We start from the raw sequence: 24222 nt of genomic DNA on the forward strand, positions 1-24222 counted from the left end.
CGACGCCTTCGGCGAGGCGTGTCAGACTTCGCGCCTTAATCTTTCGCGCGCTCGACATAGGCGCCATCGGCGGTCATCACCACCACGCGGGTGCCGGCGCTGATGTGTGGCGGCACCAGGGTACGCACGCCGTTGGACAGCGTTGCCGGCTTGTAGGACGAGGACGCCGTCTGGCCCTTGGTCACCGGCTCGGTCTCGACCACCTCGAAAGTGGCGCGCTGCGGCAGTACCAGCGAGATGGCGATGTTGTTGTATTGCGAGATCTGCACCGGCATGCCTTCCACCAGATAGGGCGCCATGTCGCCGACCACGCTTTCCGGCACCGCGACCTGGTCGTAAGTCTCCGGATTCATGAAGTGAAAGCCTTCGCCGTCACGGTAGAGGAACGTGTGCTCGCGCTCCTCGACATAGGCGCGCTCGACCTGCTCGGTGGTGCGGTAACGCTCGGAAACCTTTACCCCGTCGGAGATACGCCGCATGTCGAGCTGGGTGACCGGCGTACCCTTGCCAGGATGAATGTTTTCGGCAAAGAGGATCACATAAAGCTTGCCGTCCTTTTCGACGACGTTGCCTTTGCGTAAGGAGCTGGCGATGACCTTCACGGGTTTCCATCCTGATAAAATTTGTTGGCGCAAATCGGCTGGAGAGGCCGTTGCGTGCGGCCTAGCGCATCTTGGCCGCAATCGCCAGCCCTCTGTGCAATTCCCCTGAAGCCGATGACCGCCGCCTCGCCGTGGTGGACGCCGCATGTCCACGCCGACCGCCGGCCGCGGCTAATCCTGCGCAATGCCATTGCCGCCGGGACGCGCGACTGGTTCGCCCGCCGCGACTTCGTCGAGGTGGATACATCGGCCCTGCAGGTCTCGCCCGGCAATGAAGCGCACCTGTCGGCCTTTGCCAGCGAGGCGATCGGGCCGGACGGGCAGCGCCAGCCGCTCTACCTCCACACGTCGCCGGAATTCGCCTGCAAGAAGCTGCTTGCCGCCGGCGAGGAGCGCATCTTCAGCCTCGGGGCTGTCTGGCGCAACCGCGAGCGCGGCCCCTTGCACCATCCTGAGTTCACCATGCTCGAATGGTACCGTGTCGGCGAGACCTATGAGAGCCTGATGCGCGATTGCGCCGAGCTCGTAGCGCTGGCGGCCGAACGGGCCGGAGCGAAGCGTTTTAGCTTCCGCGGCCGCGAGGCCGATCCGTTCGCCGGGCCGGAACGGTTGAGCGTCGCCGAAGCTTTCATGCGCCATGCCGGCATCGATCTGCTGGCGACGGTTGCCGCCGATGGCAGCACCGACCGCGCGGGGTTGCATGCCGCCCTGGTCCAGGCCGGATTGCGGACCGCGCCCGACGACAATTGGGCCGACCTGTTCAGCCGGGTGATGGTCGAAAAAATCGAGCCAGCGCTGGGGCAGGGGCGCGCTACCATTCTTTTCGGATATCCGATCTCGGAGGCGGCACTGGCCAGGCCGAGCGCCGACGATCCACGCACCGCCGAGCGCTTCGAGCTCTATTGCTGCGGCGTCGAGCTCGCCAACGCCTTTGGCGAATTGACCGATCCGGCCGAGCAGCGCCGGCGCTTTGCCGCCGAAATGGATGAGAAGCAGCGCGTCTATGGCGAACGTTACCCGATCGACGAGGATTTCCTCGCCGCGCTCGCCATCATGCCGCAGGCGAGCGGCGCGGCGCTCGGCTTCGACCGGCTGGTGATGCTCGCCACCGGCGCGCTCAGGATCGACGACGTGATCTGGACGCCGGTGGCTGGTCCCTGAGGAAGGTTGGACAAGCCGATCTCGCCGGGCTTGAAAGCCAGGATCAGATGGTCGGTCCAGGCCGCCGCCGGCTCCGTCGAGCCAGAAGATTGGCGACGACCAGGAGGATTGTCGACAGCCCCATCATCAGCGTGGCGGCGGCGCTATTGCCGGGGAGAGCTTTTCGCGCAAGCCGATGAACATTTCGAGCGGCATGGTGCGTTGGTTGGCGCTGGCCAGGAACTGCACCGCGACGACCTCGTCATGTGCGAGACGCTGCAACCGTTCCGTGTGTTGCCACGATCATGGTGGGCCGGCATAGTGCTGGCGGGGTTCTCGGCGCCGCGGAGCTATCGGCCGTCGTACTCAGAATGGCCTTCGGCACAATGCCAGACAAAAACGCGCTGAACGCAAAACATAGCAGCGAATGGACAATGTCCTGGCGCTTGGTCATACTTGCGGCCGTGGCGATTAACGTTGTGATGCTCTTGGCCGCGCTGTTCGTCGCGCAAACTCTTGGTCTGGACGCTACAATCTTCTATCGAGATCCATCTGCAGCCGCGGATGTCGGCTTCTATACGGGGTGGATTTCGTCCCTAGGTGCTTCACTGTGGATCGGCACCGGCGCGGCGACCCTGTTTGCCGGTCTGCTCACGCACCGATGGGATTGCACGTTTCTCGGCGGCCTTACCTTGGTCATGGGCCTCGATGACCTGTTGTTGATCCATGAGGACGTGCTGCCGTTTGTCGCGATACCAGAGATTGTTACGATGATTGCCTACGCCGTCGCCGGGTTGTTCTGGTTCTTTCGGCTGCGACGGAAGACATTCGACGGCTCGATCGTATTTGTGGCCGCAGGCTTCTTACTCGCGATGTCAGCAGCGATCGACCAGCTGGGAGAGCTGTTTCCTAGCCCGGGTTCGGCGGTCGACATCGCCGAAGACGCTGTCAAAGAGCTTGGCATCTTCCTTTGGGCGGCAGGTGCCGTCGGGTACGCGGCGATGGTGACACGGTTGGGCCGCCCGTGGGTGGATCCAGCCGATCCCAACTCTACAGGCTGACGGTCGCACACGCCGCATCTTCGACTCGTCGCCGGCAGCGGTGCCGCCGTCGCGGCTTTCGGTCACGGCCACCTCGGATCTAAGCCGTCCTTTGTGCGTCTGGAAGGACGCACCATCTCTGGATCGGTCGCGCTGACCTGGGGCTAGATGCCTCCTGATTGTCCGCTTCTCCCATTGCAGAAGCGGCATCGGGACAATAGATGGTGCAGCAGCGGCTGCCCTTCAGCCGGCCGGAAATAACAGGATCATGCGCATGACCGATACGCTCGACGCAGCGAAACTGACCGATCGCGTCGCGGCCCTGGTCGAGGCTGCCAAACGGGCCGGCGCCGATGCCGCCGATGCCGTTGCGGTACGTGGCCGCTCGACCGGCGTGTCGGTGCGGCTTGGCAAGGTCGAAGGCACAGAGGCGTCCGAGAGCGAGGACGTCTCGCTGCGCGTCTTCGTCGGCAAGCGGGTAGCCAGCGTTTCGGCAACAGCGGCATCCAACCCCAATATACTGGCCGAGCGCGCGGTCGCCATGGCCAAGGTGTCCCCCGAGGATCCCTATCAGGGCCTCGCCGACCCGGCCTTGCTGGTCAAGAAACCGCGCGACCTCGATCTGTTCGACGCCACCGAGGTGTCGGCGGACCAGTTGAAGGAAGCAGCGCTTGCCGCCGAAGCGGCGGCGCTTGCCGTCAAGGGCGTCACCAATTCGGCCGGCAGTGGCGCCAGTGCCGGGCTTGGCGGCCTGGTGCTCGCCACCTCGCACGGCTTCGTCGGCCACTACGTCGCCTCGCGTTTTTCGCGCTCGACCAGCGTGATCGCCGGCGAGGGCACCGGCATGGAGCGCGACTACGAATTCTCCTCGCGCCAGCATTTTTCCGATCTCGACGCGCCGGAAGACATCGGCCGCAAGGCCGGTGAGCGCGCTGTACGCCGCATTGGCGCGCGCAAGGCGGCGACCGGGCCTGTCGACGTGGTGTTCGATCCGCGTGTGGCGCGCGGCATTGCCGGCCACCTTGCCGGTGCCATCAATGGCGCCGCGGTGGCGCGCAAGACCAGCTTTCTCCGCGACATGATGGGCAAGAAGGTGGCTTCGGCCGCAATCACCGTCACCGACGAGCCGCTCCGGCGCCGTGGACAGGCCTCGCGCCCGTTCGACGGCGAAGGCGTCGAGGGCGAAAAACTGTTCATGGTCGACAAGGGCGTGCTCAACCACTGGTTCCTGTCGACTTCGGCGGCTCGGGAACTTGGCCTCGTCACCAATGGGCGCGGCTCGCGCAGCGGCTCGTCGGTCTCGCCGTCGTCGACCAATCTCGCCATCGAGCCCGGGGAAAATACGCCGGAAGAGCTGATCAAGTCGCTCAAGACCGGCTTCTACGTCACCGAAGTGTTCGGCCAGGGCGTCGACATGGTGACCGGCGAATATAGCCGCGGCGCTTCCGGCTTCTGGATCGAAAATGGCGAGCTGGCCTATCCCGTCGCCGAGGTGACCATCGCCTCCAATCTGAAGACGATGTTCCTCAACATGGTTCCGGCGAGCGATCTCGACCGCAATTTCGGCACCGCCGCGCCCACGCTTTTGATCGAAGGAATGACCCTTGCCGGAGCTTGACCCGGCCGTCTCGGCCGGCGCTACTGAAGACCTGCAGCTGTTGCGCGATGCCGCCCGCGAGGCGGGGCTCATCGCCATGCAATACTTCAACAACAATCCGCAAGTGTGGATGAAGGGCGGCACCTCGCCGGTCAGCGAAGCCGATCACGCCGCCGACAAATATCTGCGCGAGACCTTGCTGGCGGCCCGGCCGGATTATGGCTGGCTGTCGGAGGAAACCGTCGACGACCCGGTAAGGCTTGTCGCGCGCCGCACCTTCGTCGTCGATCCGATCGACGGCACGCGCGGCTTCCTCGAGGGCCTGCCCACATGGTGCGTCAGCGTCGCTGTGGTCGAGAACGGCCGAACGCTTGCCGGCGTACTCGACTGCCCGGCGAAGGGCGAAATCTATTGGGCGCTGCCGGGCGAGGGCGCGTTCCTGAACGGCAGGCGCATCAGCGTGCGTCCGCTGGCGGAAACGGCCGAAATCGCCGGACCGAAGGCGATGATCGACCTGCTGCCGGCGAAATGGCACAAACGGCTGAAGCGCGTGCCCTATATTCCTTCGCTCGCCTACCGGCTGGCGATGATCGCCGGCGGCCAGCTCGATGCCACCTTCGTCAAGGCCAACGCACATGACTGGGACATCGCCGCGGCCGATCTCATCCTGCGCGAGGCAGGCGGAGCCTTGCTCGATCGGCATGGCCGCGCGCCGCTCTATGCCGGCGAAGTGATCCGTCACGGACCGCTCGCCGCCGGCAGCGGCGAACTCCTCGCCGTGCTCGCCGGCGTCATCGCCGGGCTGGACAATTGACCACTATCAATAGTTCCAAAGTCGGCGGCTTTGGTCTAGACCTGTCCCAAACTCACGATATGTGAAGGATCGACATGGCCGCTGAAGACGGAAAGAAGCAGCTTTTGCACCTGGTGTTCGGCGGCGAACTCAAGAAGCTGGGCGGCACCGAATTCCGCGATCTCGACGCGCTCGATATTGTCGGCATTTATCCGGATTACCAATCGGCGCACGCCGTCTGGAAGGCCAAGGCGCAAGCTAGCGTCGACAATGCCCATATGCGCTATTTCGTCGTTCACCTGCACCGCCTCCTCGACCCCGAAAACAAGGCTGTCGGTTGACATCGATGAACCATGAAGCGGTCAAGCGATCAGCCCCGCGGTCGGCGGTCAGACGTCGCAAGCCGAAGACGTTCTGGCGCAAGATCCGCGAACCGCTGGCGCAGTCGCGATTCGTCAAGAATGCGCTTGCCGCGCTGTTTGCGTATTTCGTCCGCCTTGTCCGCTTGACCAACCGCATGGTCGACGGATCGGCCAAGTTTTCCGGCGGCGCCTATGCGCAGCTCGAGCCTGGCATCATCGCGCTCTGGCACGGCCAGCACCTGCTGACCCCGGCCTACTATCCCAAGGGACGGCCGCTGGTTGCCATGGTATCGCGCAGCGCCGATGCCGAGCTCAACGCGCTGATGGTCGAGAAATTCGGCATCGAGGCGGTGCGCGGCTCTGGCGGGCGCGAAAGCGCAAGGCATCTCGACAAGGGCGGGGCCAAGGCGCTCATCGCCCTCAAAAAGTCGCTCGCCACCGGCAAGAATGTCGCCATGATTGCTGATATTCCCCACGGCACGCCGCGCGATGCGGGGCTCGGCGTCGTCCTTCTGGCGCGGCTGTCCGGCCGGCCGATCCTGCCTGCCGCGATAGCCACCAGCCGCCGCAAGGTGATCGAGGGCAGCTGGGACAAGACGACGATCAACCTGCCCTTCGGCCGCTCCTCGATCGTCGTCGGCACGCCTGTCTTCGTGCCGGCCAACGCCGACGCCGCCGAAATGGAACGCAAGCGCCAGGAGGTCACGGCCTCGCTTAATGCCGCGACCGCCGAGGCCTATCGCCTTGTGGACGGTTCGAAATGAGTGTGCGCTGGGCGCGCGCCTTCCTGACCGCATACCGTTTCGCGGGGGCGGCCGCCTACCCGTTGGCCGGGCCTTATGTCGCCTGGCGCACTTCCAGAGGCAAGGAGGATCGCATTCGCCGGCGCGAACGCTACGGCGTCGCCGGACGCGAGCGCCCCGAAGGCCCGGTGATCTGGATCCATGCAGCCAGCGTCGGCGAGACCATCGCCGTCGTGCCGCTGGTCGAGAGCATTCTCGATTACGGCGTCAACATCGTGCTGACGACGGGCACGGTCACCTCGGCGCAGGTCGCCGAAGAACGGCTGGGCGACCGCATCATCCACCAATATGTGCCGCTCGACCTCAAGCCGGCGGTCAGCCGCTTCCTCGACCATTGGCAGCCGGACCTGGCGATCATCGCCGAATCGGAGATCTGGCCGATGACCATCCTGGAACTCGGCGCCCGCCGCGTGCCGCAGGTTCTGGTCAACGGCAGGCTGTCCGACCGCTCCTTCAAGTCGTGGAAGAAGCGCGCCAACATTGCCGAAGCATTGTTCGAAAATCTCGCCCATGTCGTTGCCCAGTCGGACCTCGATGGCGAGCGCTTCCTTTCGCTCGGCGCCAGGCCGGTCACTGTATCCGGCAATCTCAAGGTCGACACCGCGCCGCCGCCGGCCGACGAGCGGGCACTGGCGGCGCTGAAACGCCAGATCGGCGGCCGCCCGACCTGGGCGGCGATCTCGACCCATGACGGCGAAGAGGCGGTCGCCGCCGAAGTTCACGCCATGCTGCACAAGCGCCACCACGGGCTTTTAACGATCATCGTGCCGCGCCATCCCGATCGCGCCGGGCAGCTGGCCGCCCAGATTTCCGGCATGGGCCTGAAGCTGGCGCAGCGCAGCAAGGGCGACAGGATCACCGCCGACACCGATATTCTGCTCGGCGACACGATCGGCGAGATGGGGCTTTATCTGAGGCTGACGGAAATTGCCTTTGTCGGCCGTTCGCTGACTTCCGAGGGCGGCCAGAACCCGCTGGAACCAGCCATGCTGGAGACGGCAGTGCTTGCCGGCCGCAACGTCCAGAATTTTCGCGAGGCCTATCAGCGCCTGCTCGATAGCGGCGGCGCCAAGCTGGTGCGCGACCGCGATATGCTGGCCGGCGCCGTTAATTTCCTTTTGACCAACGAGGCGGCCCGCCATGAGATGATGGCGGCGGGTGCGGCGACGGTCGACGAGATGCGCGGTGCGCTGGCGCATACGCTCAGGTCGCTTGAGCCCTATATCCAGCCGCTGGTCGTCAAGTCGCGCCTGAAGGGCGCGAACGGGCGCTGACGTGACCTCGGAAGCGCCGCCCTTCTGGTGGGAAGAGCCGGACTGGCGGGTCACGGCGCTGTCGCCGCTCTCCGCCGTCTATGCGCTTGTCGCCGGTCGCCGCATGCGGCACGCGCCGCGTGAAAAGGTCGAGGCGCCGGTGCTCTGCGTCGGCAACTTCACCGTCGGCGGCACCGGCAAGACGCCGGTGGCGATCGCGCTGGCCGAGCAGGCCAGGCGCATGCAGCTTAATCCGGGTTTCCTGTCGCGCGGCCATGGCGGCTCCTTCGCGCAGCCGCATATCGTCGATCCGCACCACGATGCCGCCAAGCATGTCGGCGACGAGCCGCTGCTTCTGGCCGAACACGCCCCGGTCGCGGTGACGCCGAACCGGGCCGCCGGCGCCAGGCTTCTGCTGGGGAAGCTCGGCTGCGATTTCCTGATCATGGATGACGGTTTTCAGAGCGCGCGCATCCACATCGACTATGCGCTCGTCGTCGTCGACGCGCGACATGGCATCGGCAATGGCCGCGTCATCCCCGGCGGGCCGCTGCGGGCAAAGATCGTCGACCAATTGGTCTTCACCAGCGCCTTGCTGAAGATGGGCGAGGGCACCGCGGCCGATACGGTCGTGCGCCAGGCAGCGCGCGCCGGCAGGCCGATCTTCGAGGCGCACACTGCCCCGAGCAGCAAGGTGACGCTGGCCGGCAGGCGGTTCCTGGCGTTCGCCGGCATTGGCCATCCCGACAGGTTTTTCGACACCGTAGCCGAGGCCGGCGGCGAGCTTGCGCTGACCCGACCGTTTCCTGACCATCATTTCTACAGTGCGGACGAGCTTGCCGAATTGGCGGCGACAGCACGTAAAGCCGGGCTTGGTCTCATTACCACCGCCAAGGACGCTGCCCGCCTGCGTCACGGCGCGGCACCGCCGGAATTCCTCGACGGGCTCGATGTGCTGGAGATCGACACCGTCTTCGAGCTCGACCATGTGCCGCAACGCATCATCGACGAGACGCTGGATGCCTGGCGGCAGCGCCGGCTTAAAGGCTGACCAGAAGCGTGAGCACCGAGGCAATGCGGGACTGGAATTTGCAGCTTTCCGCCGGTCGAGCGTATTTTGTTCTTGCTTTGTGCCGGCAGCTATGCTAGTAATTTGGGTATGGTGATGATTCGCCGGTGGCCCGCCCTCGAGCTTGAGGCGGTTTTTTTATTTCATGGCCTCTAAGGTTTCGGTGTTGCCGGCCTGACGCCGCGGCAGAGGGCGCAGGATCGCAACGGGGCGGCTTACATTTGCGCTGGACTAGCGTCGGCGGCGCAGTTCCGGATGCGCTTCGATCTCGCGGCGCAGCGAGGCGGCGGCGTTCACATAGGGTTCCTGCCTGGCGACACTCCAGTATTTGAGCTCGTCGAGCGGGATGCTCTCGCCGGTCACCGCACAGCGCACGAAGGCGCCGGGGCTGGTCACCTGGAAGTCGCCGTCGAGATAGCGGATGCGGGCTTCCTTGCCGCCGGGTCCTTCGAAACGGTTCATCATGGGGTGGTGCCGAAATTCATGACGATGTCATCGCCACAAATTGCGGCGAGGTCAAGCTCGGTTGGCCTCGCCTGGTTCTGTTTCTGGTGACACTTGCTCGAACAAGCCGGCAAAGCGGATGCCAATGCATGTCGCGCAAAAGTGTGCAGCGGTTTTGCGCGACATGCATAAACACAAGAACCTGAAGCGCGTCGCATGAGGCCGGTCGAACGCGACGCGCTTCTCATTCCTCGGCGGTGATAAACTGCTCGATCTTCTTCGCTGGCAGCCCGGCCTGGACGGCGATGCGCCGGGCGAGTTCGGCGGCGGCGGCGCGCGGGCGCCCCAGCGGCCGGTCGAGCCAGTAGGATATCGGGCTCAGCGCACTGCGTTCGTCGACGGCGACGATGCGGCCCGATTTCAATTGGTCCACCGTCAACGGCGGACGTGCCAGCGCAATACCGAGCCCGTGCGCGGCGGCGTCGAGCACCAGATTGTAGTCCTCGAAACGGCGGTCGTGCGGCCGCGGCCGATAGTCCATCTCCTGCGCCGCAAACCAGGCGCGCCAGGCCGAAGCGTCGGAATCGTTGATCAGCGGAAATTCGAGCAGCCGGGCAGGATCTCCGCGGCCGATCTCCCTGGCCAATTCCGGCGAGGCGACCGGGAACACATATTCTTCGAAAAGCTGCACCGAGATCCGGCCCGGAATGCGACCGCGCCCGCAGCGGATCGACAGGTCGATGCCCTCGTCGGCAAGATCGCCCTGGCGGATGTCGACGTCGAGCACTATACGCAGCTTCGACGGGTGGTTCTCCAGCGCCGCCATACGCGGCATCAGCCACAGCCCGCTGACCGAAGGGATCGAGGTCAGCCGCACCACCGCCGTGCCGCGCGGCTCGACCCAGCGATCCGAATTGCTGGCGATCAGGGCAAAGGCTTCGGTGGTGCGCAGATGCAGCCGGTTGCCCTCGATGGTCAGCGAGACGCCGCGCGCGCCGCGATCGAAGACTTTCAGCCCGAGCCAACCCTCGAGCTTGGCGATCTGCCGGCTGACGGCGCCGTGAGTGATGTTGAGCTTCTCGGCCGCCGCCGAAAAGCTGCCGGTCCGAGCCGCGGCGTCGAAGGCGCGCAGCGTTTCGAGCGGCAGCATCGGGTCTAAGCTGTGATCCATAGTCACAGGTGATCCTCGATTTGTTCGTTTGTCAACCGACCCGCAATAGCGTTTCTCTACTTCATGGCATTGGATCGCGAGGACACCCAGATGAGCGCTTACACCGGCACGTTGAATACGACACAGCGCATGGATGCCACGGCTGCCATCGCGGTGGCGCTGACGGTGGTCGGCTGGGCCTCCGCCTTTCCGGCGATCCGCGCCGGCCTTGCTGCTTTCGGGCCGCTGGAACTTGGCGCGCTGCGCTTTGCCATCGCCGCGGTTCCGGCGGCGATCTTCCTCGCGGTCAAGCGGCCGGCGCTGCCCAGGCTCGATGAACTCTGGCGCTTTGTCTTCGGTGGTGCCGTCTTCGTCGCGCTCTACACGGTGATGCTCAATTTCGGCGAGCTGACCGTTTCGGCCGGTGCGGCCGGCTTCATCATCAATGTCAGCCCGATCTTCACCGCCATCATGGCCATGGCGCTGCTCGGCGAACGCTTCTCGGGCCTCGCCTGGGCCGGCACATTCCTGTCCTTCGCCGGTATCGGGATCATCGCCATGGGCGAGGGGCAAGGGCTGCATTTCAACAATGGTGCGCTGCTTGTCCTCGGCTCGGCGCTGTGCTCGGCCGTCAACACCATCGTCCAGAAGCCGCTGTTTGCCCACCATCACCCGCTGACGATCTCGGCCTCGAACATGGTGCTTGGCGCGCTCTGCCTGTCGCCGTTCCTGCCGAGCGGTCTGGCGCAGGCAGCGGTCGCCGACACCGCCGGGCTCGGCGCCGTCATCTTTCTCGGCATCGTACCCAGCCTGATCGCCTACGCTGCCTGGGCAACAGCGCTTTCCCGCCTGCCCGCGGCGCGTGCCTCGAACTTCCTCTATCTGGTGTCGCCGATGGCGACGCTGATCGGCTTCTTCTGGCTGGGCGAGGTGCCGACGCTGCTTGGCATCTTCGGCGGCGCGCTGGCGCTGGGCGGCGTCATCGTGGTGAATTTGAAGAGATGAGAGCTTTAGTGCTTGACTGCTGGTGGCGTACGCGGCTGATTTAACTAGAAGTACGGTTGCCACCAGTGAGCTTTGAATGCCTAAGACGTTTTTCAGGGATGGTTCGACGTTTCGCCCAATAGCAGTTGGTTACGGCAGCTGTATTGCGACCGACCGCATCACCGTGGATGGCGCGCAAGTAGGCTATCTTTACCGCGAAACGCCAGATCATCCGGTTGATAGCGGATGGTGCTTTTTTGCAGGCGATGAATCTGACGAATACATCAACGACCCCAACAATTCCGGGTTGTACGATGTCAATACAATTGCGAATTACGACCCGCTCATTACCTCTTGTTTAGAGGCGCCTTGTGGAAGTGCGTTTTTGAGAATCGAGGGGAAGTTTGTCCGTCAGAAGTTCGAACCCCCAGATGATGATTAAAGCCGCCTGTGGAACCAGCCTTGCTAGCGAGTTATAGACAGCGCCAGCGCGAGCGACCTTCTCACCGCCTCCCAAACAGCCTCTCGATATCCGCCAGCTTGAGCTCGATATAGGTCGGGCGGCCATGGTTGCAGGTGCCGGAGCCCGGCGTCGCCTCCATCTGCCGCAGCAGCGCGTTCATCTCTTCCGGTTTGAGCAGGCGGCCGGAACGTACCGAGCCGTGGCAGGCCATGGTCGCGGCTATTCTGTCCAGCCGCTCCTTCAGCGTGTCGACCGTGTCGTTGTCGGCGATCTCGTCGGCGAGATCGCGCACCAGCTGCTGGACGTTGGTCTCGCCGAGCATCGACGGCGTCTCGCGCACCGCGACGGCACCGGGGCCGAAGCGCTCGATGCCGAGGCCGAAGCGGGCCAGCGTCTCGGAATGCCTAGCAAGCCGCTCGGCATCCTCTTCCGACAGATCGACAATCTCGGGCAACAGCAGCATCTGCGACGGCACCGAGCGTGAGTGGAGGGCGTTCTTCAAGGCCTCGTAGACCAGCCGCTCATGTGCCGCGTGCTGGTCGACGATGACCAGCGAATCCCTGGTCTGGGCGACGATATAATTCTCGTGCACTTGCGCGCGCGCCGCGCCCAGCGCCGTGCCGAGCAGCGTTTCCGCCGCTTCGTTTTGCCCGGCGCGCGCATCGGCGCTGTGCAGCGGCCCGGCGTCGAAGGCCGCCTGCTCGTCCTCGCCGAACCCGTCGCCCATATTGAGCGGCCGCTGCGGCGAACGGGCAGGATCGAACCCGGCAAAGCCCGATGCCCGATAGGCGGCCTCGTAGCTGCGGTGACCGTTGGCCGGGCCACCATGCGCATAGGATGCGGCGCCTGGCCGGAACGCCGCCATCATGCCGGCGGCCCCGGTGGTGGCGGCGCGGATGCCGGCATTGGCCAGCGCTTCGCGGATGGCGCCGACGATCAGCCCGCGCACCAGCCCCGGGTCGCGGAAGCGCACGTCTGCCTTGGCCGGATGGACGTTGACGTCGACGATCGCCGGATCGAGCCTCAGGAACAGCACGGTGGCGGCATGGCGGTCGCGCGGCAGCACGTCGGCGAAGGCGCCGCGAATGGCGCCGGCGATCAGTTTGTCACGCACCGGACGGCCGTTGACATAGGCGTATTGCTGCAGCGCGTTGGCGCGGGTGAAGGAGGGGACCGAGACATGGCCGGCGAGATGCACGCCGTCCCGCATCGCGTCGATGGCGATCGCATTGTCCGGAAAGTCGGCGCCCATCACCTGCGCCACCCGGCGCAGCCGGCCTTCCGGGCTGTCGTCGGTCGCCGGCAGTTCCAGCGTCGAGCGGTCCGGGCCGGCCAGGGTGAAGCGCACGGCGGGAAAGGCGATGGCGATGCGCTTGACCACGTCGCTAATGGCCGAGCTTTCGGCGCGCTCGCCCTTCATGAATTTGAGCCTTGCGGGCGTGGCGAAGAACAGGTCGCGCACCTCGACCGTGGTTCCGCGATTGGCCGCCGCCGGCCTGACCGCGGAGACGCGGCCGCCGTCGATACCGATCTCGGCGGCGTTTTCACTGGACGCGGTGCGCGAGCGGATCGACAGCCGCGCCACCGAGCCGATTGACGGCAAGGCCTCGCCGCGAAAGCCGAGCGAACGGATGTCGTGAATGTTGTCGGCGAGCTTGGAGGTGCAATGGCGCGCGATCGCCAGCGCCAGTTCCTTTTCCGGAATGCCCGAGCCGTCGTCGCTGACGCGGATCAGGTTCAGCCCGCCGCCGGCGGTGACGATCTCGACTCTGGTAGCGCCTGCATCCAGCGCGTTCTCGACCAGTTCCTTGACCACGCTTGCCGGACGCTCGATGACTTCACCGGCGGCGATCTGGTTGATCATCGTTTCGGAAAGCTGGCGGATGGGCATGGGGCACTATAGGCGGATTCGTGGTCGATGCGAGAGGGGGAGAATAGCGTTGACCGTAGCAAGGCAGTGAGACCGCTCCGTTGCTCCGCCAGAGGGGGGTGCTGTCCCGCCACGATGTAGAGATAGGAATATTGTTGAAGTGAATGGGCTTGGCCCCCAATTGACTTATTAGAATTAGTCGGGCGAAGGCCAAAATCCGAAGCGAATGGCCGTTGGAGGCGACATTTGGACGTCATCCTAGATTACTTGATGGTAAATTTCGCTCGATGGATACAGCGTCGAAAGAGTCGTATTGCGAGAATAATTTGGTTTACTATTTGGACGGTTATTTCGATATTGCTAACAGTTTTTCTATTTTATCTCCTGTATATTCGAAACCTGACCATATAGTTTCGTGTTTCTACCACTGCGCCGCAGGTGCCGCCGCAGGCTCGATCGCGGACACCCTCGATGCGGATCTCGGGGGCACTGTCGCCCAATGCGAGGCGCGAGCGGATCGATAGCGGCGCTGCCGAGCCCATCGACGAAGCCTCGCCTCGAACGGCTTGCGCTTGCGTCGAGTCGTTCTCGAGGAAATCCACGCAGATAACCGCGACCGTGCATTCAAGTCATGAGCTTGGGCAGCGCTGCCGACAGTGCATCGACGGCAAGGCGGACCTTCATCGGCAGATGAGGCGTCTGCAACCACAGGGCATGAACGTCGTAGAGAAACCGGGATTGTTCCGGCAACAGCGGGACAAGTACGCCGGCCTGGATGCGCTCGCGAACCATCCAGTATGGCAGCCAGGCGAGCCCCATGCCGGCCGCCGCGGCATCGGCGATGGCATCGAGATCGTCGAGCCGTAATCTGCTGACGGGCCTGACCTCAATCGCGGGGTGGCCATTGCGCGGAAACAGCCACGGCTGAACGGCACGCCCGGAACGGCGGTAGATGATCGCGTGACGGCTGCCGAGGTCATCTATTTCCTGCGGCTGGCCGTGCCGGTCGAGATAGGACGGCGACGCGCAGACGACCATGTGCTGGCGCGCGATGCGACGCGCCATCACCCCGGTCTGGTCCTCCAGGTCGCCGGTTCTAATGGCAAGATCGCAGCCGTCCTCGGCGAGGTCGGCGATGGCATCACTGAACGACAGGTCAAGTTCCAGCGCCGGATATTGCTGCGCAAACCCGAACAGGATCGGGGCAACGCAGCGCCGGCCGAAATGCACCGGCATGAGGACACGCAGCTTTCCGCGCGGTTCGGCAAGCTGGTCGGCGGCGAGTGCATCCGCGGCCTCCGCTTCGGCAAGCACCAGCCGGCAGCGTTCATAGTAGGCGCGCCCGAAATCGGTCAGGCTTTGGCGGCGCGTGGTCCGGTTGATGAGGCGCACGCTCAGGCGCTCCTCGAGAAACCGGACATGCTTGCCGACCATCGGCCCGGACAGATCGAGAGCCGCCGCCGCGGCTGCGAACGAGCCCAGGTCGACGGCTTTGACGAACACGGCCATGCTCGTAAGGCGATCCATATTCAAAACCTACAGTTTCTGCTGATCTACTCAAGCGGCTATTTATCCGCCTGATGAGCGCTGGCATAGCTGATTCAGTTCAAATATTTTGGAGTTGTGACCGATGGCACGTGTCGTTCGCTTTCATGAGCTCGGTGGTCCCGAGGTCCTGCGCATCGAGAATGTTGACACGCCTGCGCCCACGAGCGGTGAGATTCAGATCCGCGTCAAGGCGTTGGGTATAAACCGCGCCGACGCGCTGCTGCGTTCGGGGACCTACATCCAGACCGCGCCGTTGCCTTCCGGTCTTGGGCTCGAGGCGGCGGGTATCGTCGAGATGGTCGGCGAAGGCGTGGACGGGTTTGCGCCTGGCGATGCCGTCAGCATCGTGCCGCCATTATCGATGGCCCGCTGGCCCGCCTATGGTGAGATTGCCACATATCCCGCCGAGCTCGTCGTCAAGCATCCACCATCGCTGAGTTGGGAAGAAGCCGCCGCAGCGTGGATGCAATATCTCACCGCCTACGGTGCGCTGATCGACATTGCCAACCTCCAAAGCGAGGACTTTGTTGTCATTACCGCGGCCTCGAGCAGCGTCGGACTTGCCGCGATCCAGATCGCCAACATGGTTGGCGCGACCCCGATCGCGGTCACACGGACATCTGCCAAGAAGCGGGCTTTGCTTGAGTTCGGCGCGGCCCACGTCATCGCCTCGGCAGAGGAGGACCTGGAAGCCAGGCTGAAGCGAATCGCCGGCCCGGACGGCGTGCGCGTGGTGTTCGATGCCGTCGGCGGCCCGATTTTCAAGCCTCTGACGGCGGCGATGGCACCGGGCGGCATTCTCATCGAATATGGCGGCTTGAGCCTCGACCCGACACCCTTTCCACTACCTGCAGTGCTGGCAAAGACACTGACGATGCGCGGTTATCTCGTCCATGAGATCGTGCGCGATCCGGTCCGGCTGCAGGCCGCCAAGGCGTTCATCCTTGACGGACTGAGCTCGGGTTCGCTGAAGCCGGCAATCGCCAGAACCTTTCCGTTCGACCAGATCGTCGAGGCGCACCGCTATCTCGAATCGAACGAGCAATTCGGCAAGATCGTCGTGACCGTTTGACCGGGCATTTATCGGCCTCACGCCTGCGCCGCCAGCCAGTCCCGCACCTTGCGGGCGTTGTCGCTGAGTTCGCGGTTCTTCGACCAGATGACATGAAAGCCCTTGCCGGTCGTCATCGTGTGGCCGGTGACGCGCACCAGCAGCCCTGATGCCAGCAGCCGCTCGGCGAGGTGACCCCAGCCGAGCGCGATGCCTTGCCCTTCCATGACTGCCTGGATCACCAGCGCATAGTCGTTGATGCGCAAGCCGCGTCCGGCATCGGCGATGTCGACACCGGCCGAGGCGAACCATTCGTCCCAGCTCGCGGCCTCGCGAAACGGCTCTTCGAGATGGATGAGGCGGTGCGATTGAAGGTCCGCGACACCCTCCGGCAGCCCGAACCGTGCCACATAACTAATACCGGCAACGGGGAATATCACCTCATCGGCCAGCGGCAGCGAATGATAATCCGGCCATTCCCTGGGCTCGCCGCCGCGGACGCCGAGCGGGATGTCTTCGGCGATGATGTCGAGATCGCGGTCGGCGGTCTGGATGCGCAGGTCGATGCCCGGCAATTCGTCGCGAAACTGCTGCAGGCGCGGCATCATCCAGAACGAGGCAAAGGCGGTCGAGGCGGCGAGTGTCACATGCGCGCCGACGGCGATCTGGCGCAGATCCTCCGCCGACTTGCGAATGTGCGACAGGCCGAGCGAGACGTCGGCATGGAAGCGGTCGCCGGCCTCGGTCAGGCTGACTTGCCGGTGGCGGCGCTGGAAGAGTTTGGCGCCGAGCTGCTCTTCGAGCCCGCGGATCGCATAGGAGACGGCAGCCTGCGTCATGCCGAGCTCCCGCCCGGCGGCGGTAAAGCTCGACAGCCGCCCGGCGGCCTCGAAAACGATCAGGCTGCCGGCCGACGGCAGCAGGTGGCGCAAGCTTCGCATAAGCTGAGCTTATACAAGAGATCAGGATTTTCCAGCGTCACAGCCGCATTTTGTCCGGCTAGATTGGTCGAGACAGGAAGATGGAGCCTTCATGAACGCACCGGCCGTTGAAGTGAGCGAACACACCAACCGCCGCAGCGGCGGCCGCCTGGGGCGCAAGGCGCTGCGGGGCGCACCCATAGCGTCGTTTCCAACCCTGGTCCGTCAGATTCCCGTCTATCAGATGGTCCCGGACGAGGCGGTTGAGCTGATCCACCAGGAGTCGCTCTCCATCCTCGAAGAAGTCGGATGCGAGTTCCGCGACGACGAGGCGATCGCAATGTGGAAGGCGGCGGGCGCCGATGTCTCGGAGACAAGGGTCCGGATCGACCGCGCTCTGCTGATGGAGCTCATCTCGAAGGTCCCGTCGGAGTTCACGCTCAATGCGAGGAATCCCCAGCGTTCCGTACGTGTGGGTGGAAACAACTCCATCTTCGTGCCGATGTACGGGGCGCCTTACGTGCGCGACCTCGACAACAACAGGCGCTACGGCACACTCGCCGACCTCAACAATTTCCACAAGCTCGCCTACATGGCGCCGGCGCTGCACTCGTCGAGCTCGATCATCTGCGAGCCGATGGAAATCGCGGTGCCGAAACGTCATCTCCACATCATCCATTCGGCGCTGAAGCACTCCGACAAGCCGTTCATGGGCATCGTGACCTCCAGGGATCGAGCCGAAGACACGATGGCGATGGCAGGCATCGTGTTCGGCGAGGATTTTGTCCGCGACAACCCGGTTCTGGTGTCGATCACCAACTGCAATTCGCCGCTGGTGTGGGACGCCACCATGCTGGACGCGATGAAAGTCTATGCGCGCCACAACCAGCCGCTGATCCTCGCCCCCTTCGCCCTTTGCGGCGCCTCGACTTCGGCCTCTGCCGTCGGTGCGGTCGCGCAGGTCAATGCCGAAGCGCTGGCGGGCGTCGCGTTCACACAGCTCCTGCGTCCGGGTTCGCCGCAGATCTACGGACAGTTCATGGTGACGGTCGACATGAAGACCGGCGCTCCCATGGGCGGCACGCCGGAGGCGGCCCAGATGATGTATCTCATGGGCGCGCTGGCGCGGAAGTATCGTCTGCCGTGGCGCACGTCCGGTTTCCATGTCGGCTCGAAGCTGAACGACGCCCAGGCGGGCTACGAGGCGAACATGCTGATGCATGCCGCCATCCTTGCCGGCGCCAACTACATCTGGCACTCCGCCGGTTGGCTCGAAGCCGGCCTGACCTGCGGCTATTCGAAATTTGCCACCGACTGCGAGCAGCTTGTCGGCTGGTATAAATATGCTGGCGGGCTGCCATTCGACGATTTCAAGGAGGCTATGGCGGCTATCCGCGAGGTCGGACCGCAGGGCCATTTCCTCGGCACCCAGCACACGCTTGAACATTTCGAGTCCGCCTTCTTCATACCGAGCATCATGGACTTCAATTCATTCGAACAGTGGAAGGCGGAAGGAGCAAAGGACCACGACACCCGCGGCCGCGAGAAAGCGCGCAACATGCTCGCCGATTATGAGGAGCCGAAGCTCGATGAGGGCATCGCCGATGGTCTCAAAGATTTGATTGCGCGGCGCGAGGAGAAACTGCCGGACAGCGTTAGTTGATCACGGGCGAAGACCCGATGCGAACCATAAGGGAGGAAAAAATGACACTCTTCAGAAGCAACGGCGATAGCGTACCGAGCGCCATCGAAGCAATGGCCAGCGAGGCGCGCGCCGGTCGCGTCGACCGGCGGGAGTTTCTGGCCCTGGCAAGCGCTTTCGGCGCATCGACGGCCCTTGCCTACGGCATGATTGGACTTGCCGTGCCGGAGCGGGCTTTGGCTGAAGAGCCGAAGAAAGGCGGAACGCTGCACGTTTCGATGTCGGTGAAGGCGCAAAAGGACACGCGCACCTACGACTGGGTGGAACTTGCGAACATTTCACGCTGCTGGCTCGAGCCGCTCGTACGCTACACCCGCCAGTTCACATTCGAGCCGGTTCTGCTCGAAAGCTGGGAGGTCAACGACGACGCCACCGAATACGTGCTGCATGTGCGCAAGGGCATCGCCTGGAACAACGGCGATGCTTTCAACGCCGATGACGTGGCCTACAATCTGACGCGCTGGTGCGAGAAGGCTGCCGCCGGCAATTCGATGGCCGCGCGCGTCGGTGCGCTGATCGATGCAAAGACCGGCAAGGCCAGGGAAGGGGCGATCACCAAGGTCGACGACAACACGGTGAAGCTGAAGCTGAACGAGCCGGACGTCTCGCTGATCCCGAACTTCACCGACTATCCGGCGCTGGTGGTCCATCGCAACTTCGACGCCGACGGCGCCAATCCGATCGAGAAGCCGATTGGCACCGGGCCGTTCGAACTGGTGTCTTATGCGGTCGGCCAGAAAGCGGTCGTCAAGCGTCGTGAGAATGGCAAATGGTGGGGCGGTGAAGCGCTTCTCGACGGCGTCGAATTCATCGACTACGGAACCGATTTCAACGCCTCGATAAATGCATTCGACTCCGGCGAAATCGACCTCAATTTCGAGACGCCGGCCGACTTCATAGACATTCTCGACAAGATGGGGCTGGTCAAATCGGAGGTTGCGACAGCGACCACGCTCGTCGCCCGGACCAACATCACGAACAAGCCCTATGACGACAAGCGGGTTCGCAACGCCCTCCAGATGGCCGTCGACAACAAAGCGGTGCTCGAACTTGGCTACGCCGGGCGAGGCACTGTTGGTGAAAACCACCACGTCAGTCCGATTCATCCGGAATACTACGCGCTGCCCAAGAAGACACGCGACGCCGCGGGCGCCAGGAAGCTTATGGCCGATGCCGGGCAGGACGACTTCGAGCATGAACTGATCACCGTCGAGGACGATTGGCAAAAGAACACCGGCGACGCTATTGCCGGCCAGTTGCGCGATGCCGGGATCAAGGTGAAGCGCACCGTGCTGCCGGGATCGACATTCTGGAACGACTGGACGAAATACCCCTATTCGATGACCATCTGGTACATGCGCCCGCTTGGCGTACAGGTGCTGGCGCTCGGCTATCGCACCGGCGAGGCCTGGAACGAAACCGGCTACTCGAACCCTGATTTCGACGCCAAGCTCAAGCAGGCTCTTTCGCTCATCGACGTGGAAAAGCGCCGCGAGGTCATGAAGGACATCAAGCAGATCCTGCAAGATTCGGGCGTCATCATTCAGCCGTTTTGGCAGAAGCTGTTCAGCCACATGAACGAGAAGGTGAAGAACTACGGTGTCCACCAAACCTTCGAGATGGATCTCCAGAACGTCTGGCTGAACGCCTGAGTTGCCAGCAGAGGACGCGTTGCAGGATTTCATGGACCGCAAGAAGGCCGACGGGCAAGATGCGTGGTACTGATAGCTTCCGTCAGTGAACAATCGGGGACACCCATGAAACTGCCACTTTTTGTTGCCGCGCTTTCGATGGCCGTGCCGGCGGCCGCGTTTGCCGGCCCTGCTGCCAACGCCGTGAAGTTCTTTTATGTCCCGTCGGTCAAGTTCGAGGCCGATGCGCAATATCGCGACCGCTTCACCGCGCCGGTGACGAAACTGTTCGAATTGAACGACAATGCGGCAAAGAACCATCCGGATGAAGTTCCCTGCATCGACTTCGCCCCTGGTCTCGATGCGCAGGACTATGACGAGAAGACCGTGGCCAAGACGCTGACGCTGGCCGAAACGCTGGACGGCGACAGCGCCGAGGTGACGGCGACGTTCAACCTTTTTCCGGAAGGCGATGGTTCCAAACGCGAAATGGTCTGGTCGTTGAAGAAGATCGACGGCCAGTGGAAGGTCGCCGACATTACCTCGAAGACCAGCGGCTGGACCCTGAGTGCGCTCGAATGCCTGGCCGGACAGTCGCCGGAGTGATGCCGTGCTTCGCTGCCGTCCCTGGATTTTGGCGACTGCGTGCCTGCTGGCCGGATTGAGCAGCGCCGCCGCTCAGGGCCTATTCGGCGCGCCGCCCGCAAATGCGCCGGCCGACAGTGCGGCACCTCCGCCGGCAGTTTCGCCGCCGGCAGAAAACGCGCCGGCCGCAGCCGTGCAGCCGGGCTCGCCGACCGCGGTGGTGAAGCCGTTCTACGAGCATGCCGGGCTCGAGGTCGATCCGGCTCAGCGGGGTCATTTCACCGACCCGGCAAAGTCGGTGCTGGACAAGAGCGACGCGCTGCGGAGGTCGGGGCAGGGCGAGTGCCTCGATCCCAACATGGCGCTCGACAATTCCGAATACGAAAAGGCGGAGATCGACAAGAGCCTGAAGACCATCGAAGCGATCAAGGGCGACGAGGCCAAGGTCGTCGTCGCTTTTGTCGTCTCCGGCAATCCGCACCGGCTGGAATGGAAGTTCAAAAAGATCGATGGCGACTGGAAGATATCGGACCTGCTCTCGGTGACCGGCGAATGGGCGCTAAGCCAATACCAGTGTGAGTGAGAACGGAACCGATGAAGATCACCAACATCCGCGTCACCCACGTCAACGTCCCGCTCGATGCTCCGTTCTGGTGGACGGCTGGTCTCTACGGCGGCGCCTCGAAATCGATCATCGAGGTCGAGACGGACGAAGGCGTGGTCGGACTGGGCGAGGCGCCATGGTGGCATTTCGGCGAGGTGATCAAGGCCGAGATCGCGCCGGCGCTGATTGGCGCCGATCCGCTCGACATCGCCGACTGCGAGGCGCGCTGCGTGCCGCCCTGGCAGATTACCGCCAACACCGGCGAGAATGCAGCCACGGTGGCGTTCGGCGCCGTCGAACTGGCGCTGTGGGATATAAGAGGCAAGGTCTTCGGCATGCCGCTCTACAAGCTGCTCGGCGGCGCGGTGCGCAAGGACATTCCGTTTTCGGAATATTTCGCCTTTCGCCCCGCTCACGGCGGAGCCGGCGGCGAGATGACCGCCGAAGCGATCGTCGACTACTGTCTCGGCATGCGAGAACAGCACGGCTCGACGATTTTCGAGGGCAAGCTGATCATGGGCGATCCCGAGCTCGAGATCAGGACAGTGCGCATGCTGCGCGAGGCGCTTGGCGATAAAGCGCAGATCAAACTCGATTCCAACATGCAGTGGTCGCTGACCACAGCGCGCTGGGTGCTGCGCGAGATCGAGCCGTTCAACATCCGCAACTACGAGGATCCGGTCGCGACCTTCGAGGAGATGGCTGCGCTGCGCCAGCATTCGCGCATTCCGTTCTCGACGCACATCCCGGATCTCAGACGGGCAGTCGCGCTCGGTGCGCCGGATTACTTCGTCTGCAATTTCGCAGCACTCGGCGGATTGTCGAAAACTCTGAAATTCATCGCCGCCTGTGAGGCGATGGGCAAGGGGTTCTGGTGCTATTCGAACGATCTCGGCATCATGACATCGGCTTATCTGCACGTCGTGGCGGCGACACCGTGGATCACCGAGGCGTCGCAGTCGTTGTTTCGCTGGCAGATCGGCGATGTCATCAAGGACGGTCCTTTCCGCCAGACGGGCAATACGGTGCGCGTGCCGGAGGGTGACGGGCTGGGCGTCGAACTCGATCCGGCGGCAATGAAACGCTGGTCAGCGCACTTTGCCGAACACGGGCCGATGCACCATTTCAGCGACCCGAACAGCCCCAGCCGCTACCGGCGGCTGCCGCTCAACTGATGCGAAGTGCACGTGACCGATCGATGAGAAGAGGTCCTGTCGTGGTTGCTTTATTCGCGGCGGTTTGCGTCCTGGCCTGCGCTGTCACCTGGGAGGCAGGAAGCCACGCGGTGGCCCGCGTGCCTCAGCAAAGCTTCACGCTGCCTGTGGGGTTACCGGTGGAGCGCATCGTTCTGAAGCGGGAGGGCGCGCCCGACCTTGCCGGTTGGGTGGCGGATCGGCAGGACAGTTGCGGAACAATCGTGCTGTTACACGGACGTGGTTCAAACAAGCTGGCCATGGTTCCAAGAGCGAAGCTGCTTTTCGAAAGCGGCTACTCGATCGTGCTGTTCGATCTGTCGGGACATGGCGAAAGCGGCGGCGATATCAGAGGCTTTGGTTACATCGAACGGCAGGACGCCAGCCGCATCCTCGCCTTTGCCCGGCAACGCTTCGCCGGTCGCAAGGTGGCGGCCATCGGCTCGTCGCTCGGTGCGGCTGCTTTTGTATTTGGCGCTCAGCAGGAGCATGCCGACGCTTATGTCCTGGAGCAGCTCTACGCGACTTTGCTGGAAACCACGGCGTTGCGAGCGCCCTTGCCTATGTTGCGCGACATACAGGCGACCATCCTCTTGGCGCAGATGCAGCTCCGCCTTGGCTTCGGGGTAGATGATGTCAGGCCGGTCGATCGCATCGGCGCGATTGATCGGCCGATATTGCTGCTAGCAGGCAATTCGGATCCGTTTGTCGCTCGCAGCCAGACACTGGCGTTGAAAGATGCGGCAGGCGCTGACGCAAAGCTGGTCTGGTTCGACGGCGCGCGGCATGTTGATCTCTATCGCTATGACCAACAGCGGTACCGCGACGCGGTGATGCCTTTCCTGGAGACCAACCTGTGCCGGACCGGGATCAGGTGAGCCGCTCCGTCCGATCAGCCGCGCCCGCGATAGGGGGCGACGCCGGTGTCGGGCAACCACACACCTTCCGGCGGCGCGCCGGTTTGCCAGAACACGTCGATCGGAATGCCACCGCGCGGATACCAGTAGCCGCCGATGCGCAACCACAATGGCTTGGTCGCGGCGATGATGCGGCGGCCGATCATGACGGTGCATTCTTCGTGGAAGGCGCCATGGTTGCGAAACGAGGTCATGAACAGCTTGAGCGACTTCGATTCCACCAGCAGCGCATCGGGTGCGTAGTCGATGACGATATGGGCGAAGTCCGGCTGGCCGGTGACCGGGCAGAGCGAAGTGAATTCCGGGCAGGTGAAGCGAACGATGGCCGGCGGGCCGTCGCCACGCGAAAACGGCACGGTTTCCAGGACTGCCGCTTCAGGGCTCTGTGGCGCCTCGACGTTGGTGCCGAGCTGGGTGAGGTTTTTCGTATCGGTCATGAGCAGGTTCCTTGCTGCATGTCGCCCAAAACTGCGCAGCGATTTTGGGACAGCGACATGCGTA

Annotated in this window: 25 protein-coding genes; 17 read left to right on the top strand and 8 right to left on the bottom strand. The window is 63.7% G+C overall.

Translation table 11 applies throughout. The annotated features are described in order from the left end of the window. Positions 1–35: 35 nt before the first annotated feature. Positions 36–602 carry an elongation factor P gene (efp, locus tag NKH30_RS19095; RefSeq protein WP_023674374.1) on the bottom strand — a complete coding sequence of 189 codons (567 nt, stop codon included), beginning with the start codon at positions 600–602 and terminating at the stop codon, positions 36–38. 114 nt (positions 603–716) lie between these two features. Between efp and epmA the strand changes: the two genes are divergently transcribed. After that, positions 717–1763: an EF-P lysine aminoacylase EpmA gene (gene epmA, locus NKH30_RS19100; protein WP_352996586.1), complete on the top strand. Its 1047-nt coding sequence runs from the start codon at positions 717–719 to the stop codon at positions 1761–1763. Between the two features lie 126 nt (positions 1764–1889). Here epmA and NKH30_RS19105 read toward each other — a convergent pair whose 3' ends face one another. Continuing rightward, positions 1890–2024, bottom strand: a complete 135-nt coding sequence (locus NKH30_RS19105; protein WP_352474393.1) for a hypothetical protein — start codon at positions 2022–2024, stop codon at positions 1890–1892. Between the two features lie 89 nt (positions 2025–2113). Here NKH30_RS19105 and NKH30_RS19110 point away from each other — a divergent pair, with 89 nt between their 5' ends. From NKH30_RS19110 to lpxK, 7 genes are all read left to right on the top strand, one after another. Continuing rightward, on the top strand, positions 2114–2803 hold the full coding sequence (locus NKH30_RS19110) for a DUF8692 domain-containing protein (protein WP_352685493.1): 690 nt from the start codon (positions 2114–2116) through the stop codon (positions 2801–2803). 253 nt (positions 2804–3056) lie between these two features. Next, positions 3057–4400: a TldD/PmbA family protein gene (locus NKH30_RS19115; RefSeq protein WP_352996588.1), complete on the top strand. Its 1344-nt coding sequence runs from the start codon at positions 3057–3059 to the stop codon at positions 4398–4400. Further along, positions 4387–5193, top strand: coding sequence for a 3'(2'),5'-bisphosphate nucleotidase CysQ (locus NKH30_RS19120; protein ID WP_352996590.1), 807 nt, complete (start codon positions 4387–4389; stop codon positions 5191–5193). Before NKH30_RS19115 ends, NKH30_RS19120 begins: the two co-directional genes overlap by 14 nt. Positions 5194–5267: 74 nt before the next feature. Continuing rightward, a complete protein-coding gene (locus NKH30_RS19125; protein WP_023674378.1) occupies positions 5268–5513 on the top strand; it encodes a DUF4170 domain-containing protein in 246 nt (81 codons plus the stop codon). Positions 5514–5518: 5 nt separating this feature from the next. Then, complete coding sequence (locus tag NKH30_RS19130) at positions 5519–6298, top strand: lysophospholipid acyltransferase family protein (RefSeq protein ID WP_023717166.1); 780 nt, start codon at positions 5519–5521, stop codon at positions 6296–6298. Next, entirely contained in the window at positions 6295–7611 is a 1317-nt protein-coding gene (waaA, locus tag NKH30_RS19135; protein WP_352474386.1) for a lipid IV(A) 3-deoxy-D-manno-octulosonic acid transferase, read from the top strand. The genes NKH30_RS19130 and waaA overlap by 4 nt, the downstream gene beginning before the upstream one ends. Position 7612: 1 nt before the next feature. Continuing rightward, entirely contained in the window at positions 7613–8641 is a 1029-nt protein-coding gene (gene lpxK, locus NKH30_RS19140) for a tetraacyldisaccharide 4'-kinase (RefSeq protein WP_352996592.1), read from the top strand. A 249-nt stretch (positions 8642–8890) separates the two neighbouring features. On the opposite strand, the gene NKH30_RS19145 is transcribed toward lpxK, so the two are convergent. Together NKH30_RS19145 and NKH30_RS19150 are read right to left on the bottom strand one after the other, a co-directional pair. Continuing rightward, positions 8891–9124 (bottom strand): DUF2093 domain-containing protein, encoded by a 234-nt coding sequence (locus NKH30_RS19145; protein WP_031211156.1) that lies wholly within the window; start codon positions 9122–9124, stop codon positions 8891–8893. Positions 9125–9347: 223 nt separating this feature from the next. Then, positions 9348–10274: a LysR substrate-binding domain-containing protein gene (locus NKH30_RS19150; RefSeq protein ID WP_352699095.1), complete on the bottom strand. Its 927-nt coding sequence runs from the start codon at positions 10272–10274 to the stop codon at positions 9348–9350. A gap of 90 nt (positions 10275–10364) precedes the next feature. Here NKH30_RS19150 and NKH30_RS19155 point away from each other — a divergent pair, with 90 nt between their 5' ends. Both NKH30_RS19155 and NKH30_RS19160 read left to right on the top strand, forming a co-directional pair. Next, positions 10365–11258, top strand: a complete 894-nt coding sequence (locus tag NKH30_RS19155; RefSeq protein WP_352474383.1) for a DMT family transporter — start codon at positions 10365–10367, stop codon at positions 11256–11258. Positions 11259–11334: 76 nt separating this feature from the next. Then, positions 11335–11679, top strand: a complete 345-nt coding sequence (locus tag NKH30_RS19160; RefSeq protein WP_352541554.1) for a DUF2185 domain-containing protein — start codon at positions 11335–11337, stop codon at positions 11677–11679. Positions 11680–11740: 61 nt separating this feature from the next. Here NKH30_RS19160 and mutL read toward each other — a convergent pair whose 3' ends face one another. Both mutL and NKH30_RS19170 read right to left on the bottom strand, forming a co-directional pair. Continuing rightward, the gene (gene mutL, locus NKH30_RS19165) at positions 11741–13591 is read right to left on the bottom strand and encodes a DNA mismatch repair endonuclease MutL (RefSeq protein WP_352996594.1); all 1851 of its coding nucleotides are present in this window, start codon (positions 13589–13591) and stop codon (positions 11741–11743) included. A 603-nt stretch (positions 13592–14194) separates the two neighbouring features. Then, positions 14195–15097: a LysR family transcriptional regulator gene (locus NKH30_RS19170; protein WP_352996596.1), complete on the bottom strand. Its 903-nt coding sequence runs from the start codon at positions 15095–15097 to the stop codon at positions 14195–14197. A gap of 103 nt (positions 15098–15200) precedes the next feature. Here NKH30_RS19170 and NKH30_RS19175 point away from each other — a divergent pair, with 103 nt between their 5' ends. Beyond that, complete coding sequence (locus tag NKH30_RS19175; RefSeq protein ID WP_352996598.1) at positions 15201–16190, top strand: zinc-dependent alcohol dehydrogenase family protein; 990 nt, start codon at positions 15201–15203, stop codon at positions 16188–16190. A gap of 17 nt (positions 16191–16207) precedes the next feature. Here NKH30_RS19175 and NKH30_RS19180 read toward each other — a convergent pair whose 3' ends face one another. Next, positions 16208–17110 carry a LysR substrate-binding domain-containing protein gene (locus tag NKH30_RS19180; RefSeq protein ID WP_352996600.1) on the bottom strand — a complete coding sequence of 301 codons (903 nt, stop codon included), beginning with the start codon at positions 17108–17110 and terminating at the stop codon, positions 16208–16210. Positions 17111–17201: 91 nt separating this feature from the next. Here NKH30_RS19180 and NKH30_RS19185 point away from each other — a divergent pair, with 91 nt between their 5' ends. The 6 genes from NKH30_RS19185 to NKH30_RS19210 all read left to right on the top strand — a co-directional run bounded on the left by NKH30_RS19185 (position 17202) and on the right by NKH30_RS19210 (position 23682). Next, positions 17202–18752, top strand: coding sequence for a trimethylamine methyltransferase family protein (locus NKH30_RS19185; protein ID WP_352569798.1), 1551 nt, complete (start codon positions 17202–17204; stop codon positions 18750–18752). Between the two features lie 41 nt (positions 18753–18793). Further along, positions 18794–20443, top strand: coding sequence for an ABC transporter substrate-binding protein (locus NKH30_RS19190; RefSeq protein WP_352996602.1), 1650 nt, complete (start codon positions 18794–18796; stop codon positions 20441–20443). A 105-nt stretch (positions 20444–20548) separates the two neighbouring features. Further along, entirely contained in the window at positions 20549–21028 is a 480-nt protein-coding gene (locus NKH30_RS19195) for a DUF3828 domain-containing protein (RefSeq protein WP_352542343.1), read from the top strand. 4 nt (positions 21029–21032) lie between these two features. Beyond that, the gene (locus NKH30_RS19200) at positions 21033–21590 is read left to right on the top strand and encodes a hypothetical protein (RefSeq protein ID WP_352845185.1); all 558 of its coding nucleotides are present in this window, start codon (positions 21033–21035) and stop codon (positions 21588–21590) included. Positions 21591–21601: 11 nt separating this feature from the next. Continuing rightward, positions 21602–22786, top strand: a complete 1185-nt coding sequence (locus NKH30_RS19205) for a mandelate racemase/muconate lactonizing enzyme family protein (protein ID WP_352542345.1) — start codon at positions 21602–21604, stop codon at positions 22784–22786. Positions 22787–22896: 110 nt separating this feature from the next. Continuing rightward, on the top strand, positions 22897–23682 hold the full coding sequence (locus NKH30_RS19210; RefSeq protein ID WP_352473627.1) for an alpha/beta hydrolase: 786 nt from the start codon (positions 22897–22899) through the stop codon (positions 23680–23682). A gap of 14 nt (positions 23683–23696) precedes the next feature. On the opposite strand, the gene queF is transcribed toward NKH30_RS19210, so the two are convergent. Further along, entirely contained in the window at positions 23697–24158 is a 462-nt protein-coding gene (gene queF / locus NKH30_RS19215) for a preQ(1) synthase (protein WP_023674394.1), read from the bottom strand. Positions 24159–24222: the final 64 nt, after the last annotated feature.

The sequence above is a fragment of the Mesorhizobium sp. M1273 genome, assembly GCF_040318195.1.
Lineage (GTDB): Bacteria > Pseudomonadota > Alphaproteobacteria > Rhizobiales > Rhizobiaceae > Mesorhizobium.

Excerpts from the sequence above, each read along its gene's own strand:
- epmA (WP_352996586.1), top strand. The coding sequence starts at position 717 with ATGACCGCCGCCTCGCCGTGGTGGACGCCGCATGTCCACGCCGACCGC.
- NKH30_RS19110 (WP_352685493.1), top strand. The coding sequence starts at position 2,114 with ATGGCCTTCGGCACAATGCCAGACAAAAACGCGCTGAACGCAAAACAT.
- NKH30_RS19115 (WP_352996588.1), top strand. The coding sequence starts at position 3,057 with ATGACCGATACGCTCGACGCAGCGAAACTGACCGATCGCGTCGCGGCC.
- NKH30_RS19125 (WP_023674378.1), top strand. The coding sequence starts at position 5,268 with ATGGCCGCTGAAGACGGAAAGAAGCAGCTTTTGCACCTGGTGTTCGGC.
- NKH30_RS19130 (WP_023717166.1), top strand. The coding sequence starts at position 5,519 with ATGAACCATGAAGCGGTCAAGCGATCAGCCCCGCGGTCGGCGGTCAGA.
- waaA (WP_352474386.1), top strand. The coding sequence starts at position 6,295 with ATGAGTGTGCGCTGGGCGCGCGCCTTCCTGACCGCATACCGTTTCGCG.
- NKH30_RS19145 (WP_031211156.1), bottom strand. The coding sequence starts at position 9,124 with ATGATGAACCGTTTCGAAGGACCCGGCGGCAAGGAAGCCCGCATCCGC.
- NKH30_RS19150 (WP_352699095.1), bottom strand. The coding sequence starts at position 10,274 with ATGGATCACAGCTTAGACCCGATGCTGCCGCTCGAAACGCTGCGCGCC.
- NKH30_RS19155 (WP_352474383.1), top strand. The coding sequence starts at position 10,365 with ATGAGCGCTTACACCGGCACGTTGAATACGACACAGCGCATGGATGCC.
- NKH30_RS19160 (WP_352541554.1), top strand. The coding sequence starts at position 11,335 with ATGCCTAAGACGTTTTTCAGGGATGGTTCGACGTTTCGCCCAATAGCA.
- mutL (WP_352996594.1), bottom strand. The coding sequence starts at position 13,591 with ATGCCCATCCGCCAGCTTTCCGAAACGATGATCAACCAGATCGCCGCC.
- NKH30_RS19170 (WP_352996596.1), bottom strand. The coding sequence starts at position 15,097 with ATGGATCGCCTTACGAGCATGGCCGTGTTCGTCAAAGCCGTCGACCTG.
- NKH30_RS19175 (WP_352996598.1), top strand. The coding sequence starts at position 15,201 with ATGGCACGTGTCGTTCGCTTTCATGAGCTCGGTGGTCCCGAGGTCCTG.
- NKH30_RS19180 (WP_352996600.1), bottom strand. The coding sequence starts at position 17,110 with ATGCGAAGCTTGCGCCACCTGCTGCCGTCGGCCGGCAGCCTGATCGTT.
- NKH30_RS19185 (WP_352569798.1), top strand. The coding sequence starts at position 17,202 with ATGAACGCACCGGCCGTTGAAGTGAGCGAACACACCAACCGCCGCAGC.
- NKH30_RS19190 (WP_352996602.1), top strand. The coding sequence starts at position 18,794 with ATGACACTCTTCAGAAGCAACGGCGATAGCGTACCGAGCGCCATCGAA.
- NKH30_RS19195 (WP_352542343.1), top strand. The coding sequence starts at position 20,549 with ATGAAACTGCCACTTTTTGTTGCCGCGCTTTCGATGGCCGTGCCGGCG.
- NKH30_RS19205 (WP_352542345.1), top strand. The coding sequence starts at position 21,602 with ATGAAGATCACCAACATCCGCGTCACCCACGTCAACGTCCCGCTCGAT.
- queF (WP_023674394.1), bottom strand. The coding sequence starts at position 24,158 with ATGACCGATACGAAAAACCTCACCCAGCTCGGCACCAACGTCGAGGCG.